The sequence below is a fragment of the Metabacillus idriensis genome, from assembly GCF_009674765.1.
GTDB lineage: Bacteria > Bacillota > Bacilli > Bacillales > Bacillaceae > Bacillus_P > Bacillus_P idriensis.
The window spans coordinates 423378-438476 of record NZ_WKKF01000001.1 but is presented as its reverse complement, the minus strand read 5'-3'; the positions used below and the strand labels follow the sequence as shown (position 1 = coordinate 438476).

Below are 15099 nucleotides of genomic sequence, written 5' to 3'. Positions count from 1 at the left end.
ATTTCACATCTATAATATATCAGATATTGTCGACTTATGACAACCCATAGGAATTCATTTCACAAATTTGTCACAAACATAAATACAGGATGTCTTTCATATTTTTTAGAAAGGACAAACAAGGAGGATCTTACATTGAAAAGCAGCCTTCCCCTGATTATCAGTACCGTTATGCTGATTATTAGTTTCTTTCTTAATATACTCGGATTAATGGAGATGTTTCCATTGCTGATATCTTCTCCGCTATTGTTTATAGCGATTTTCGTGACGCTTTATTTGGTGAATCACCGGAAAACATTTAAGGGGTTTTAGCCGGTACGCTGAAGCTAGTTTAATTAAAGGCTGTTTCGCATAGATACTTTCCGCGGTCCGTCTGGGGGCCTCCTCGGCTTTGCCTGTGGGGTCTCCCATTTCCCTCTAATTTCCCGCAGGAGTCAAGTACCTTCCGCTACAATCCACTATTGGTTTTAAACATTTATTCTAAAAGCAACAAAGTTTATAAAAAGAGCGTAATTAAATTAAATAAGAGCAACAGCATAGCAGTTGCCTGAACTTTTAATCAGCTCTTTCTAGCGGAATTCGATGATTTTTTAGCCGATTTTTCACTTTTTCTAGCCGAACCGTTTTTATGTTCTGACTGACAGCATTCATTTATAGCACTATAACTGCTTATTTATCTTCATTTCGCTTTTTTATTCTCGCAATCCTCCACGCTTTCCTCCTATGAAGAAACAAAAGAAGAATGCAGCCCTGCATGGCTGCATTCTTCTTATTTACTCTGACAAAAGCTGTTCCATCTCATTCAGCTTCTCTTCAAATACCTTCAATGCTTCTTCGATTGGCTGCGGTGATGTCATATCCACGCCGGCTTTTTTCAATACTTCAATCGGATAATCCGAGCTTCCTGATTTCAGGAACTCCAGATAGCGGTCGACCGCAGGCTTTCCTTCTTCAAGGATCTGCTTGCTGAGAGCAGTTGCCGCACTGAAACCAGTAGCATACTGGTACACGTAATAGTTGTAGTAGAAGTGAGGAATTCTTGCCCATTCCAGGCCAATTTCCTCGTCGACTGCCAAGTGTTCTCCGAAGTATTTTTTGTTCAGATCATAATATAGCTTCGTTAATAGATCCGGCGTCAGCGGTTCGCCTTCCTGCGCTTTTTTATGAATAGTATGTTCGTACTCAGCAAACATTGTTTGACGGAACACTGTGCCTCTGAATCCTTCTAGATAATGATTCAAGAGATACAGCTGTTTTTTCTTATCATCGATCGTTTTCAGCAGATAGTCATTCAGCAATGCTTCGTTGCATGTAGAAGCTACCTCTGCTACAAAGATTGAATAATGTCCATACTGATAAGGCTGAGATTTTCTTGTGTAATAGCTGTGCACGGAGTGGCCGAATTCGTGAGCCAGTGTAAAGAGATTATTCACATTATCCTGCCAGTTCATGAGGATATAAGGATTTGTGCCGTATGTTCCTGATGAATAGGCACCGCTTCTTTTTCCTTTGTTTTCATGAACATCGACCCAGCGGTTTTCAAAGCCTTCATTTAAAATTGCCAAGTAATCTTCGCCAAGCGGAGCAAGCCCTTTAAGCAAATAGTCTTTTGCTTCAGCATAAGGGATTTTCATTTTCACGTCTTTAACGAGCGGTGTGAAAAGATCGTACATATGGAGTTCCTCAAGGCCGAGCACTTTTTTGCGGAGCTCAATGTACTTATGAAGGAGGTGGAGATTATCGTTGACCGTTTTAACGAGATTCTCATACACTTCTTCAGGAATATTATTATTGCCGAGAGCGGCTTCGCGTGCTGATTGATAATTTCTTACGGCTGCATAGAAGTTATCTTTTTTAACTGCCCCGCTAAGCGTGCTTGCAAATGTGTTCTTGTATTTATCATACGTGCTGTATACAGCTTTAAATGCATCCTGTCTTACTCTGCGGTCTTCGCTTTCTAAAAAGCGGATATAGCGGCCGTGGGTTACTTCTACCTCTTCGCCGTCCTCATCTTTTATAGAAGGAAATTCAAGATCTGCATTATTCAGCATGCCGAATGTATTGCTTGATGATCCCAATACATCTGAAGCCTGCGCAAGCAGGGCTTCCTGCTCTGCAGATAATACGTGCGGGCGCTGGCGGTTAATTTCATCCAGCGTATGACCGTATACCTTAAGCTCTTCTTTTTCATTTAAGAAGCTTTTGATTTTTGCTTCATCCATGGATAAAATCTCAGGAATGATGTAGGATGAAACACTGCTTGCCTGTGTGTACAGATTTGAAGCACGGTCATTTAAACCCTGGTAGTGGGAATTACCTGTGTCCTGGTCGTATCTCATGTGGGCATATGTATAAAGCTTTCCTAACCTCTCCATCACAGCATCCTGATATGTAAGTGCTTCTAAAAATGCATCTGCTGATTCTCCGAGCTTGTCCTTGAATTCTCCAATTTTGGGCAAGGCAGCTTTCACTTCTTTAAACTCTGCTTCCCAGGCTTCATCATTTTTAAAAATATCTTCTAGTCTCCATGTATCTTCAACAGCGATATCACTTCGTTTAGGCAATGTTTTTACAGCTGTTTGTTCTGCCATAGTAATCTAAATCCCCCTTTAAACATGATTACCCCAATAATATTCTATATTTTCTTGCAAATCAATCTAAGAGTCTTGCTATTTTCCCTGCATATCAGACAAGTCCTGACGGCTGTCGACATCCTTCTCACCATTTTCGCGCATTGACTTTGTCATCAGCCATGCAATGGCACCTGTGCTGACAGCTGTCAAAGTATAATCAAACAGATTGCTTTTCCGTCTTTTTTTATAAAACATCTTCTTTCCTCCATTCGTAATCTCTCTTCCATAGGTTGCTTCGTCCTTCCGCTGTTCATACAAATCATTTAGATTGAGCAAATAGCTTTATAACCATTTCATCTCTCTTTAATAAGTCAGCAGATGCACTCTGCCATGTGATTTCTCTCTGTTTGACATATTTGTTTTTATGAACACGCTGAAGCATTCCCATGTGTGATAATGTTTCTAAATATTCAAGAATAGGTGCACCAATTGGAATCATTTTTAAATGAGAAAGTTCACGTACATTAATGGATGAGTCCGTCCTTATTTCCCGGGTCACTTCTTCAAGAGTAAAAATCGTATGTTTCTGAATTTGATCTATGAACAATAGAATCTTGGTTTGCCAAAAGTAGATGCGGGAATCAAACAGATAGCCCGTATCGATTGGAAGAAAAGCTTCAGGAGGAAGGTGGGATAGTGGAATATGCTTTTTTTCATAAAGTTCTTTCTGAAGCAATATCAGCTCAGGCGGAAGATGGAAAGCCGGTTTTAAGCGGTGTGATTTGATGAGGTGAATCCATTTTGAAAGATGAGGTTTAATGGAGTTTGTTTTTGGACATTGAAGATCAGAAATAGAAGTTTGATTTAGCGGCAAATACCTTGGAATGACGAAGAAGATTTGTTTTGAAAAAGGAATGAGATGTTCAAGTATGAGGAATGCCTGCATTTCAGAGCAGTAAGTATAGATAGATGGCGGATCAAGCGGAGTTTCGCCTGTTCTTGTAAACAGCCATTGAAAAGGAGAGATGCGAAAGGTGTGACTGCTTAATCTTGCAGTTTTTCTAGCGCCTAATATCCACATAGCCTCAATACCCGCTTGTTTATATCGGCTGGTCCGTTTTGAAAAAAGAGCAGCAGGAATGACTGAGCATTGATATTCAATAGCTGTGTATCTATTTCTATTTTTAAAGAGGACATCGGGACGCTGTGTGATATTTGGCAGGTACTGCTCAAGCTTGGCACTTAGTACACTTTGTCCCTGCAGCCATTTATACAGCTGGAGTTTTCCATTCAGGTGGTACTCGCTTTCAGGCTCCGTTTCTATGGTGCACGCTTTATTTTTTTGGTGTGCAAAATGAGGAACTTTAATGCTGCCAATCTTTAAATCAAGCGGATTATCACACACAGGACAGTAAAATGTTTCTTCCCTTCTTACTTGCATGAGAATCGTTGCATCCCATTGCTTGTCCCAAAGATTCATCATCGTTCCTTTGGTGTTTTTAGCAACTAACATAGCTTTGCATCAGCTCCTATTTTATGATTCTCTTCTTCATTATATAAAATTTTTCCTTAATAAGGAATAAAAAAGACACGCCGCGTTCTCTCATCGGCATGTCTTTTCTTATTAAAGCAGAGGTGAAAGAAGCCTGGACATTGATTCATAAAGCTTCTGCCTGAAAGGACGCTTGTTGAATTCATCCATGATGATTTCATGGGATACTTTAAGGTCACGTTCATACTCATCGACAAGCTTTTGCGTGCTTCTTGTCCGGTAAAGAAAGGCATTTACTTCAAAATTCAAATGGAAGCTTCTCATATCCATATTTGCTGTTCCAATAGATGCCAGTTCATAATCAACAATCACAATTTTGCTGTGCATAAAGCCTTCTTCATACTCGTAAATTTTCACACCCGCCTCAAGCAGTTCCAGGAAGTAAGACCTTGAAGCATAAAAGACGATCTTTTTATCCGGCCGCTTTGGAACGAGAAGCCTCACGTCCACGCCGCTTAATGAAGCTACCTTTAAGGCTGAAAGAATATCTTCATCGGGAACGAAATAAGGTGAGGCAATCCAGATGGAATCTTTGGCAGATGTAATCATCGAGAAGAACAGATTTTTAATGACTTCCCATTTGTTGTCAGGTCCTCCTGCGATGATCTGTACACCGCCTTCATGCTCTTCAAGCTGTACAGAGGGAGTCTTATATTCCTTCTTCACAATATTTTCACCGGTCATGTAATACCAATCCTGGAGAAAAATCATTTGCAGTGTGCGGACAGCTTCTCCCCACACCATTAAATGAGTGTCACGCCAAAATCCGAAATATTCATTCTTGCCCAAGTATTCATCACCAACATTCAAACCGCCGACAAACCCGACTGTTCCATCGATGACAATGATTTTTCTATGATTGCGGAAATTGACTTTGTTATTCAAAAAGGGCATTTTCACTGGTAAGAATGAAACAACATCAATGCCTGCCTGCTGCATTTCTTTAATGTACGACTTTGATAATTTCCAGCTTCCGACCGAATCAAATAAAAAGCGAACCTCTACGCCTTCTTTTGCTTTCTTAATCAAAGCATCTTTTAATTTGCTGCCGACTTCATCGTGTCTGACTATATAATATTCAAGGTGAATGTGATGCTTAGCCTTCTCTATTTCGCCGAAAATGTGACCAAAAGTCTCATTGCCATTCGTTAATGCTTTCGTTCTTGTAGCGAAAGAGATAGGGGTATGTCCAAGGCGGTGGGCAAGATTAAAAAGCATTTGCTGATGGTCGCCCATTAAATCAATTCTATCCTCATAAGTCGATTGATTGCCTTCAATTTCAAACATGATTTTTTCATCGACCAGCGCTTTTCGGTCAAATAACTTCTTCTTTCTCACATTGCGGCCAAATACAAGATAAAACAAAAAGCCGATCAGCGGAAAACTTCCAAGAACAACAAGCCATGTAATGGTTTGAGATGGTTTGCGGTTTTCAAGAAATATGACAAATCCAATAAAAATAATTGAAAAAGTAAAAAGAACAGTAGTAGCAGTGATCATCCATTCACTTGAGATACTGCCCGTGAAATTTTGAATGATGTAGATGGAAAAACCAATAATAATGGCAAATAAGAGCACTCGAACCGTATTTTTCATGTTTTACCCCTGACTTTTATAAAGGTTCTGTCGTAAAATTAATGCTTAAAAAAGCCGACTTCAACTGCATGAAATCGGCATTTTTTTCCTGTTTAGCTAAAATGTTTCTTAACAACGTCAAGAGCTTCATCCGCAATAATTTCCTTGCCGTATTCGGTGACGCGGTGAATCGTCATGCGCGATTCTTGTCCATACTCGAGTATAATACTAAGCATATTCTCAATGTCTTCATCTGAGTGCTGCTCATCAAACTCTACAAACAGATAGTAGTTTTTATCCAGTGAGTACAGTGAATTGATAAAGCCGCTCACAGGAACTTGGGCTAAAGCAATAATATGTTCAAAATCATTAAATTTTATCAGGAATTGCAGCTGCTGCTCTTCTTCCTCAGCGGAACCGTCCGATTTGTCGTCAAGATCATCATTAAAGTGCTGATCAAGAATAGACTCGATGTTCTCATCAACCGGCAGCTCCTTCATTTTATCCTCTGACAATGGAAGCTCAATCTTCTGACCGTCTTTTGAAAGCTGAGCTCTTGTGACAATGACTTCTAAACCCTTATCAAGAGCTTGAACCTGAATCCACAGCGGCCCTTCCACCATGAAGTCTTCCTCATCGTGGACTTCATCCATCATTTCCCAAAAAAGCTCTTCACTTCTTTCGCGGTTGTACCAGATTTCATCTCTGTCAAAACCGCGTTCTTCTATATCAAGATATGAAATATAAAACTTTACGGTATATTCATTAATACGTTCTATCTCCATCTTTACAACCTTCCCTTCTATATATGATGTTGAAGGGACAACTAAACCCCTAAATAAGTTGCACTTTTCTACACTTTACCCAAATCAGCAGCTATTTAATCGTCAGCGCAACGCATCATTAGCTTATAAAACTTGTCTTGAAAATGAGACTTGCCTTTCAAGATTCTTGTACTCCTATTTTATGATAAAACAGCTCCGAATGAAATAAAAAAACCTTGAATTTACAAAAACAGTTATTTACCTATATAGAATGGCTCATAAATCAAAGTTCTCTTCATATATATGGTACGAGCAGTCTATAACAGGGAAAGAGGTACTTAAATGGAACAGGAATTTCTCATGTCTTTGATTATGATTATCGGCATTGATTTGCTCCTTGGAGGAGACAACGCGATCGTTATTGCAATGGCAAGCCGAAATCTTCCTCCTAAACAGCGGAAAAAAGCAGTTATTTTAGGAACGGTCTTCGCAATCGGAGTTCGCATCATGCTTACTTCCGTAGCTGTCTACTTGTTCCAGATTCCTTTTGTACAGCTGATTGGCGGAATCCTGCTCCTCTACATCGCGTATCATTTAATTGTAGGAACGCAGGAGAAGGAAGGAGAAATTAAGAGTCATCATTCATTGAGAAAGGCCGTTCAGACTATTGTACTTGCTGATATGCTGATGGGAATGGATAATGTCATTGCAGTTGCGGGGGCGGCTAACGGCCAGACGGTTCTGGTCGTCATCGGACTTTTAATCTCAATTCCGATTATGATTTGGGGCAGCAATCTTATTCTGAAAATTTTGGACAAATATCCTGCCCTCATTTATATCGGAGGAGGAATGCTTGCTTATACTGCAGGAAAAATGATTATCCATGAACACAAGCTCGCACCAATCTTCCATACCCATCCAAGCATGGGTGTTATGCTCCCTTATTTGCTCATTTTATTTTTAATCCTGTCAGGCATGATTTATCAGCGCATCGAAAAAAACGAAAACCTTCCTTAATTGATAAGGAAGGTTTTCTATGGGTTATGATTCATTAACTGAAATTCACTAAACGCTGTGCTTCACGCAGCTGATATGTGCGGACTTTTCTTGGCAAGAAGCGTCTGATTTCATCTTCATTGTACCCGACCTGCAATCGCTTTTCATCAATGATGATAGGGCGTCTGAGTAGGCCTGGGTGCTCCTGAATGAGATCATATAGATCTTGAAGAGGCATTGTTTCAACGTTCACATTCAATTTTTGAAAGATCTTTGAACGAGTTGAAATAATTTCATCAGTTCCATCTTCAGTCATGCGCAAGATTTCTTTAATCTCATCAACTGACAATGGCTCAGAAAAAATGTTGCGTTCTGTATATGCTATTTCATGTTCTTCTAACCATGCTTTTGCTTTACGACAAGAAGTACAGCTTGGTGATGTATATAACGTTACCATAAACCTTTCACTCCTTTTTGTGTAAAATGAGCAGACTGCTTATATTAGTAATTAGAATTACTCTGTGTTTAAATTGAAATAACTACAATTAAGTAATATCTATAACGAATTATACTATAGAAAAGTAAGTAAGTATACACTTTTTAAATACAAATGTTTGACAAAACAGTTACAATTCCGTAAAAAATCGACGGATAATATTTACTTTTTAATCAAACTTGCTCTAAAATCCTGTTCTTTCAGGTTCATCCATCACTCAGGATGAGGCTATCTGATTCTCAATTAATCCAGGCTATCGAAAATATCTTTCTGCTTATCCTGATCCTGCATGGATAATACTTCCTGGACATCCTGATATTCTTTTCCGTAGATTTCTTTATCTTTGTAAGTATGAATCATTAAGTATGTTTTTTTCATGGCTTCATATATTAATTCTTCAGAAGCATCTTCAGGGGACCAATAAAGAATTTCCATTGCATTCACTTCGTTTGTAGCAAGCGACTTTCTTCTGTATCCAATTGATTTTGCATGCTGAAACCCTTCTCGCTGATAGAACTTTAAGCGCTTGCCCGTATCAAGAATATCTTCATCCACGGGTTCCACCTCTAGAATAATCGGTTTTCCAATCTCTTTTAAATTTGAAATCAGCTTATGGCCAAGACCTTGTCCTCTCGCTTTTTTCGATACAAACAAGTAGTCAATAAAGATGAAATCTTCTAATTCGGCATACATAAGAACATGATGTTCTCCTTCATCTTTATGATAAATATCACCCCGCTCTTTTAAAAGAGTTTCGATATGTTCTTTAGACTTCATTTCCTCAATAGGAAAATATTGATTTAACTTCTCATACCAGTTCATTGACCCGCTCCTTGCACGTTTTTAACGTTCATTTCTTTCTAAATTAGATATACCCTCTTTTCTTAGTGTTAAACATAAGCTACTATAAAATTATAAGTAAATAATGGGATGGTGAAGATTTTGTTTGAATATGCGTTCGATTTTCTGCTTGTTGCTGCTTTGGTTATTGGAATAACAGCTTTAATGGGAGTCATAACGAATGGAATCGGCGAAACCATCTTCAGCGGAAAAAAGAAAAATGAAAACGTTGAGCATACTTTAAAAACGCAGGCAGGATGGCGAAAAGTCGGCGGCAGGCGGAGATAGTATTTTAATGAAGGAAACCGGTCTTGATGACCGGTTTTTTTGTTTTGAATTTCATGTGAAACACTCTTAATCCACTGAAGGATCGTTAATTTTTGGGGATCATATAGTGCAGTTGATTCTGAAGAGGCTACGTTGTGTTCTGAGGGAAACATTGAAGGCGTTTGTGTCTCCAAAACAGGACTGTAAATGAGGTTTGAGGAATAATAGACGGTCTTTGAGGACACTTTTCTCGCTGGAGCACGATATTGTGGAATCATAGACACCCTTTGAGGACACTTTTCACGCTGAATCACGGTTTTGGGGAATCATAGATACCTTTGAGGACACTTTTCACGCTGAAGCACGGTTTTGGGGAATCATAGAAAAAACGGGTACTAAATTGCTGTGCAATTTAGTACCCGTTTCCTCTTATATCTTGCATCACTCTCTTATAGGCTTATAAATCAAGGCGTGTAATCTACGCCTTTTGTATAGTTATTTCCGGCATTCCAAAGAAGGTACTCTTCTATCCCCTGATCATTCAATGCCTTGATTTGGGCTTCTACATCTTCTTTTCCGTACTTTTTGTAGTTTCCGCTGCCAAGCCATGAGGCTGTGAAATCCTGAAGCCATGGCCGCGATACGGGTCTTGTTTTCAGCTCATCCAGCTTTTTATTTTCAAGCTTGGCATATTCAGTAATGAGTTCGTAAGGTTTTAAGTCAGGCTTCGCAATGCCGAAATAGGCCGTCCAGTGACTTGGATAAATCATGGATGAGATGACATCAACATGGTCTGAGATCTTGGTGAAGTTTTGGCCGATTCCTGGTGCTTCAGGCAATGTCGCTGTATATCCAAAGATATCAACCGACGTTTTAACGCCGTAAGGCTTCAATTTTTCTCTTGCGTATTCAACAAAATCCGTTACAGCTGTTACGCGTTTTTGAACATTATCTTGTTTTGAATCTGTATAATCCCCGTGGCTGTATTTTAGCGTGGCATCTTTATTTTCAAACCCTTCAGGGAAACGGACGTAATCAAATTGAATTTCCTGAAAACCGAGCTTTGCGGCTTCAATAGCAATCTGAACATTGTAATCCCATACTTCTTTTACAAATGGGTTTACAAAAGATTCTCCGCGCCCGTTTTTCCAGACACTGTTTCCGTCTTTATATGACCATTCCGGTTTTTTATTTGCAAGAACCGAATCCTTAAAAACAACAACTCTCGCAATCGGATAGATTTTCTTTTTCTCAAGCTCTTTCAGCATGGCCCGCGGATCTTTTATGTATTGTTGACTAATATCGTAATAAGGAGACGCGGGGTCCGGGCGATAAGTCAAATTCCCGTAATCATCTTTCACATCAATGACCATTGCGTTTAAATCCGTTGTATCCATAAGCTTTGTCAGCTGTTCAAACTTGCTTCCTCCGGCAGAATGGCCTGTTACATAGATTCCTCTGATTGCATCTGGATATTCAAACTTCAATCCTGAATCAAATACAAAACGGGGCATCGAATCCGGCAATTCTTTCTTTTGATATACAAGTTCTTTACTATCGTGTGCAGCAGCAACTAAGCCTGTGTCTGCCTGCACCTGATAGCCTGCTCCAGCTGCAGCAATAGACCCTGCTATCAGGAATGCAGGTACAATCTTTTGAAAAAAAGCCACGTTTAACACCCTCCATTTGCTGATCTCTCCTCATTATAAATGAAAATTCAGGATGTTCATACATGTATTGGGACTTATTTTGACAATTTTCTACAGCTTTCCGCTTTCATTCCTCATTCTTTTTACACAGAACAAAAGCGCAGGCCCCAAGGCCCGCTCCGTTCTGACCGAGGAGTTAGGCGCCGGAGCTTACCGGAGATATCCTAATTGCAATATCCACACTCAATAACTTTTATTATTTCCTAAACAGTAAAAAAAGTGATCTCAGTCCATGAGATCACTTTGCATTACTTCGCATATAAAGTTTTGTACTGCTTGTATTCAGCTTCTGAACACATAACGAAATGGCCTGGTTTTACTTCACGGAACTGCGGCTCATCTCCTTCTGTATACTGATGCTGGGCCGGGTCGTATTTCTTTCTGACACGAGTGCGCTCATAATCAGGATCTGGAAGAGGAATAGCAGAAAGCAACGCTTGTGTATAAGGATGAATCGGATTTTTGTATAGCTCTTCTGCATCTGCAAGTTCAACAAGCTTGCCGAAATACATAACACCGATGCGGTCGCTGATGTATTTTACCATTGAAAGGTCATGGGCAATAAATAGATACGTAAGGCCTTTTTCTTTTTGCAGTTTCTTCATTAAGTTTACTACCTGTGCCTGAATTGACACATCAAGTGCAGAGATTGGCTCATCTGCAATAATGAAGTCAGGATCTACTGCAAGTGCACGCGCGATTCCGATACGCTGACGCTGCCCGCCGCTGAATTCATGCGGAAAACGGTTAGCATGCTCCCGGTTCAGACCTACTGTTTCAAGAAGCTCGTACACTCTTTCCATCCGCTCTTTATCTGATTTTGCCAAACCATGAATATCAATTCCCTCGGCAATAACGTCAGATACTTTCATTCGCGGGTTTAAGGAAGCGTATGGATCCTGGAAAATCATCTGCATTTTGCGGTTAAAGATTTTCAGCTCGCTTTTTGATTTTTTACCGTGAACGTTTACGCCATTAAATTTCACTTCACCGTCTGTAGCATCGTATAAACGGATAATTGAACGGCCGGTTGTAGACTTTCCGCAGCCTGACTCACCAACAAGTCCAAGGGTTTCACCTTTATAGATATCAAATGAAATATTATCAACTGCTTTTACTTCATTTGCTTTACCTACATTAAAATGCTGTTTTAAATTTTTGACCTCAAGTAGTTTTTCTCTTTCCATCACTTACTTTCCCTCCTTCATTTCAGGGAACTTGCGCTGACGAAGCTTTACCGCTGCAGGCGGTTCAACTTTTGGTGCATCAGGATGAAGCAGCCATGTAGCAGCGTAATGTGTATCCGAAACTTTAAACATTGGCGGCTGCTGTTCTAAATCAATTTGCATGGCATATTCGTTACGCGGTGCAAAAGCATCGCCTTTTGGAGGATGCAATAAATTTGGAGGCGTTCCAGGTATTGCATACAGCTCCTGATCTTGCGAATCAAGGCTAGGCATTGAACTGATAAGGCCCCAAGTATACGGATGCTGCGGATTGTAGAAAATCTCATCTACCGTTCCAATCTCAATGATTTTTCCTACGTACATAACCGCTACACGATCAGCAACATTTGCTACTACTCCAAGATCATGTGTAATGAAAATGATCGAGGTGTCAATTTTCTTTTGCAGATCCTTCATCAGTTCCAGAATCTGAGCTTGAATCGTAACATCAAGAGCGGTAGTAGGCTCGTCCGCAATTAACACTTTCGGATTACAAGCAAGCGCGATGGCAATAACAACCCTCTGTCTCATACCGCCCGAGAACTGATGGGGATATTGTTTGAAGCGCAGCTCAGGTTTTGGAATTCCAACAAGACGCAAAAGGTCAATCGCTCTTTCCTTTGCCTGTGCTTTGCTCATATTCTGGTGCTTTACAATCGGCTCCATGATTTGCTTTCCAACAATCATTGTAGGATTCAATGAAGTCATTGGATCCTGAAAAATCATAGAGATATCTTTACCGCGGATTTTCTGCATTTGTTTATCAGACAGTTCCGCCAAGTTCTTTCCATTAAAGAGAATTTCACCTTGTTTGATTTCAGAGTTGCTCTCAGGCAATAATCTCATGATGGATTTTGTTGTAACAGATTTACCGGAGCCTGATTCTCCTACAATCGCCAGTGTTTCCCCTTTTTTCAAGTCAAAGTCCACACCGCGAATGGCTTGTACTTCTCCTGCAAACGTGTGGAACGAAATATGCAAATCTTTTACTTCTAATATTTTTTCCATCTTAGGTCACCTGCCTTTTTCTAGTCTCTCATCTTAGGATCCAGCGCATCGCGCAGTCCGTCTGCAATCATGTTAAATGCAATCATAATGACACTGATTACGATCGCCGGGTAAATCATTTGATAAGGGAATGCTCTCATTGATTTAAACCCTTCATCAATTAACGTTCCTAGAGAGGCAAGAGGATCCTGTAATCCAAGTCCGATGAAGCTTAAGAACGCCTCGAAGAAAATAGCATTCGGGATGGTAAACATTGTATTAATGATAATAACCCCAACTAAGTTAGGAATCATATGCTTAAAGATAATTTTCGCATGGCTTGCACCAAGTGTTCTCGATGCCAAAACAAATTCCTGATTCTTCATTTTAAGTACTTGAGCGCGAACAACCCTTGCCATTCCAACCCATCCAGTGATTGTTAACGCAACTGTAATTGAAATAATACCAGGCTTTAATATCAAAATCATTAAGATAACGACAACTAAGTTTGGTATACCCATCAGCACTTCAATGATACGCTGCATGACATTGTCAAGGCGTCCGCCGAAATATCCGGAAATTGCACCGTAAGCAACACCGATCACCATGTCGATGAATGCTGCTAAAAATGCGATGTATAGTGAGATTTGTGTCCCTTTCCAGATGCGGGTAAACTGATCACGGCCCAGGTTATCTGTTCCAAGCCAGTAGTATTCTTTAATTTGTTTTTGCTCATAAACCTTTACTTCTTCTCCATTATTAAGAGTTCTTGTTCCATCAAAAGGAAGCCATTCGATGTTTTCAAGTCCTTGAATACGCGGAGGCAAGTTTGCATGTGTTGCTTTTTGGCGGGCTGAATCGTATCCGCTGACAGCAGGACCGATAAAAGCTAAAAGTGCAAGCAGAACAATAACAACCATGCTGAACACGGCAGCTTTATTTTTCTTAACCCGAAGCCAAGCATCCTGCCAATAATTCAGACTCGGCTTATTGATTTCCTCACTTTTTGCAGAATCTAACTTAGCGGGTTCGAATAATTCTTTGCTGATTTCTTTTTGTGACATTATTTTTTACCTCCCGCTAAACGAATTCGTGGGTCAATGATGCCGTATAAAATATCGACAACAAGAATAATTAAAACAAATAGGAAAGCAAATAAAAGGGTAGTACCCATGATGACAGGGTAGTCGTTTACTGTAATCGATTTAACGAACTGCTCTCCAATTCCAGGTACGGAGAAAATTTTCTCAATAACAAGGGATCCGGTCATAAGTCCAACAGCAAGCGGTCCTAAAACCGTTACAACTGGAATTAAAGCATTACGCAGTGCATGTTTAAAGGCGATTTCAAAGTAGCTTGCGCCTTTGGCTTTTGCTAGTGTAATGTAATCTGAATTTAAAACATCAATCATTTCTGTTCTCATAAAACGTGCAGCAATCGCAATTGGGAACATAGCAAGAGCTATTGTAGGCAAAATGCTGTATTCTGGTCCGCGCCAGAAGGCAACCGGAAGCCATCCGAGCTTTACACCGATGTAATATTGCATTAATCCGGCAAAAACAAACGATGGAATGGATTTACCGATAACAGCAAAGAATGTTGCACCGTAATCCACCCATGTATTCTGACGCAGTGCTCCGAGAATACCAAGAAATATTCCTAATATCGTTCCTACAAACATTGCCTGAAATCCGAGGATGGCAGATGGGGCTATACGAGCAGCAAGCAGCTCAGTTACCGGAGTGTTGTTAAATTGGAAAGATACTCCCAAGTCACCTTTAGCAAGGTTTGTCATATAGGTAAAGTACTGAACAGGTACAGGCTCATCTAATCCATATTTTTCTTTCATGATCTCTACCTGTGCATCTGACAGCTTGTTGTTTTTAAATGGAGTACCGGGGATCACTTTCATAAGGAAAAATGTAAATGAAGCAATTAATATAAGTGTGATAAGCATGTAAATCATACGTTGGCCAAAATATTTAACCATGTGTGCACCTCCTAGAACTATATGAAAAATTCAGAATCATCTACATATTTCGACAATTCTTTAGCAGGTAAAAAGAGAGTATATAGCATATACTCTCTTTTTATTCTTTTTGATTATAATCATT

At 39.8% G+C, this 15099-nt stretch carries 15 protein-coding genes; 3 read left to right on the top strand and 12 right to left on the bottom strand.

From position 1 onward, the window contains the following. Window positions 1–171 precede the first annotated feature (171 nt). Window positions 172–312, top strand: a complete 141-nt coding sequence (locus tag GJU41_RS02100) for a hypothetical protein (RefSeq protein ID WP_224771169.1) — start codon at window positions 172–174, stop codon at window positions 310–312. A gap of 461 nt (window positions 313–773) precedes the next feature. Here the strand turns inward: GJU41_RS02100 and pepF are convergent, their stop codons facing one another. The 5 genes from pepF to mecA all read right to left on the bottom strand — a co-directional run bounded on the left by pepF (window position 774) and on the right by mecA (window position 6485). Then, complete coding sequence (gene pepF / locus GJU41_RS02095; protein ID WP_154317922.1) at window positions 774–2591, bottom strand: oligoendopeptidase F; 1818 nt, start codon at window positions 2589–2591, stop codon at window positions 774–776. A 78-nt stretch (window positions 2592–2669) separates the two neighbouring features. Next, entirely contained in the window at window positions 2670–2828 is a 159-nt protein-coding gene (locus GJU41_RS02090; RefSeq protein ID WP_154317921.1) for a hypothetical protein, read from the bottom strand. A gap of 64 nt (window positions 2829–2892) precedes the next feature. Beyond that, on the bottom strand, window positions 2893–4086 hold the full coding sequence (locus GJU41_RS02085; RefSeq protein WP_154317920.1) for a competence protein CoiA: 1194 nt from the start codon (window positions 4084–4086) through the stop codon (window positions 2893–2895). A gap of 111 nt (window positions 4087–4197) precedes the next feature. Continuing rightward, on the bottom strand, window positions 4198–5721 hold the full coding sequence (gene cls, locus GJU41_RS02080; protein ID WP_154317919.1) for a cardiolipin synthase: 1524 nt from the start codon (window positions 5719–5721) through the stop codon (window positions 4198–4200). A gap of 92 nt (window positions 5722–5813) precedes the next feature. Further along, on the bottom strand, window positions 5814–6485 hold the full coding sequence (gene mecA / locus GJU41_RS02075; RefSeq protein WP_070879179.1) for an adaptor protein MecA: 672 nt from the start codon (window positions 6483–6485) through the stop codon (window positions 5814–5816). A 321-nt stretch (window positions 6486–6806) separates the two neighbouring features. On the opposite strand from mecA, the gene GJU41_RS02070 reads away from it, so the two are divergent. Further along, complete coding sequence (locus tag GJU41_RS02070) at window positions 6807–7481, top strand: TerC family protein (protein WP_070879180.1); 675 nt, start codon at window positions 6807–6809, stop codon at window positions 7479–7481. A gap of 34 nt (window positions 7482–7515) precedes the next feature. On the opposite strand, the gene spxA is transcribed toward GJU41_RS02070, so the two are convergent. Continuing rightward, the gene (gene spxA, locus GJU41_RS02065) at window positions 7516–7917 is read right to left on the bottom strand and encodes a transcriptional regulator SpxA (RefSeq protein ID WP_070879181.1); all 402 of its coding nucleotides are present in this window, start codon (window positions 7915–7917) and stop codon (window positions 7516–7518) included. Between the two features lie 282 nt (window positions 7918–8199). Next, window positions 8200–8778 (bottom strand): GNAT family N-acetyltransferase, encoded by a 579-nt coding sequence (locus GJU41_RS02060; protein WP_070879182.1) that lies wholly within the window; start codon window positions 8776–8778, stop codon window positions 8200–8202. Between the two features lie 120 nt (window positions 8779–8898). Here GJU41_RS02060 and GJU41_RS02055 point away from each other — a divergent pair, with 120 nt between their 5' ends. After that, window positions 8899–9084, top strand: coding sequence for a hypothetical protein (locus tag GJU41_RS02055; protein ID WP_375142483.1), 186 nt, complete (start codon window positions 8899–8901; stop codon window positions 9082–9084). 443 nt (window positions 9085–9527) lie between these two features. Here GJU41_RS02055 and GJU41_RS02050 read toward each other — a convergent pair whose 3' ends face one another. The 5 genes from GJU41_RS02050 to opp3b all read right to left on the bottom strand — a co-directional run bounded on the left by GJU41_RS02050 (window position 9528) and on the right by opp3b (window position 14975). After that, complete coding sequence (locus GJU41_RS02050) at window positions 9528–10733, bottom strand: putative glycoside hydrolase (RefSeq protein ID WP_396653156.1); 1206 nt, start codon at window positions 10731–10733, stop codon at window positions 9528–9530. A gap of 287 nt (window positions 10734–11020) precedes the next feature. Beyond that, window positions 11021–11959: an ABC transporter ATP-binding protein gene (locus GJU41_RS02045; protein ID WP_070879312.1), complete on the bottom strand. Its 939-nt coding sequence runs from the start codon at window positions 11957–11959 to the stop codon at window positions 11021–11023. A gap of 3 nt (window positions 11960–11962) precedes the next feature. Next, window positions 11963–13006, bottom strand: a complete 1044-nt coding sequence (locus GJU41_RS02040; protein ID WP_154317918.1) for an ABC transporter ATP-binding protein — start codon at window positions 13004–13006, stop codon at window positions 11963–11965. A 20-nt stretch (window positions 13007–13026) separates the two neighbouring features. Continuing rightward, the gene (gene opp3C / locus GJU41_RS02035; protein WP_070879185.1) at window positions 13027–14049 is read right to left on the bottom strand and encodes an oligopeptide ABC transporter permease; all 1023 of its coding nucleotides are present in this window, start codon (window positions 14047–14049) and stop codon (window positions 13027–13029) included. Further along, on the bottom strand, window positions 14049–14975 hold the full coding sequence (gene opp3b, locus GJU41_RS02030; RefSeq protein ID WP_154317917.1) for an oligopeptide ABC transporter permease: 927 nt from the start codon (window positions 14973–14975) through the stop codon (window positions 14049–14051). Before opp3b ends, opp3C begins: the two co-directional genes overlap by 1 nt. Window positions 14976–15099 lie beyond the last annotated feature (124 nt).

Coding starts and splice junctions, on each gene's coding strand:
- GJU41_RS02100 (WP_224771169.1), top strand. CDS start 172: ATGCTGATTATTAGTTTCTTTCTTAATATACTCGGATTAATGGAGATG.
- pepF (WP_154317922.1), bottom strand. CDS start 2,591: ATGGCAGAACAAACAGCTGTAAAAACATTGCCTAAACGAAGTGATATC.
- GJU41_RS02090 (WP_154317921.1), bottom strand. CDS start 2,828: ATGTTTTATAAAAAAAGACGGAAAAGCAATCTGTTTGATTATACTTTG.
- GJU41_RS02085 (WP_154317920.1), bottom strand. CDS start 4,086: ATGTTAGTTGCTAAAAACACCAAAGGAACGATGATGAATCTTTGGGAC.
- cls (WP_154317919.1), bottom strand. CDS start 5,721: ATGAAAAATACGGTTCGAGTGCTCTTATTTGCCATTATTATTGGTTTT.
- mecA (WP_070879179.1), bottom strand. CDS start 6,485: ATGGAGATAGAACGTATTAATGAATATACCGTAAAGTTTTATATTTCA.
- GJU41_RS02070 (WP_070879180.1), top strand. CDS start 6,807: ATGGAACAGGAATTTCTCATGTCTTTGATTATGATTATCGGCATTGAT.
- spxA (WP_070879181.1), bottom strand. CDS start 7,917: ATGGTAACGTTATATACATCACCAAGCTGTACTTCTTGTCGTAAAGCA.
- GJU41_RS02060 (WP_070879182.1), bottom strand. CDS start 8,778: ATGAACTGGTATGAGAAGTTAAATCAATATTTTCCTATTGAGGAAATG.
- GJU41_RS02045 (WP_070879312.1), bottom strand. CDS start 11,959: ATGGAAAGAGAAAAACTACTTGAGGTCAAAAATTTAAAACAGCATTTT.
- GJU41_RS02040 (WP_154317918.1), bottom strand. CDS start 13,006: ATGGAAAAAATATTAGAAGTAAAAGATTTGCATATTTCGTTCCACACG.
- opp3C (WP_070879185.1), bottom strand. CDS start 14,049: ATGTCACAAAAAGAAATCAGCAAAGAATTATTCGAACCCGCTAAGTTA.
- opp3b (WP_154317917.1), bottom strand. CDS start 14,975: ATGGTTAAATATTTTGGCCAACGTATGATTTACATGCTTATCACACTT.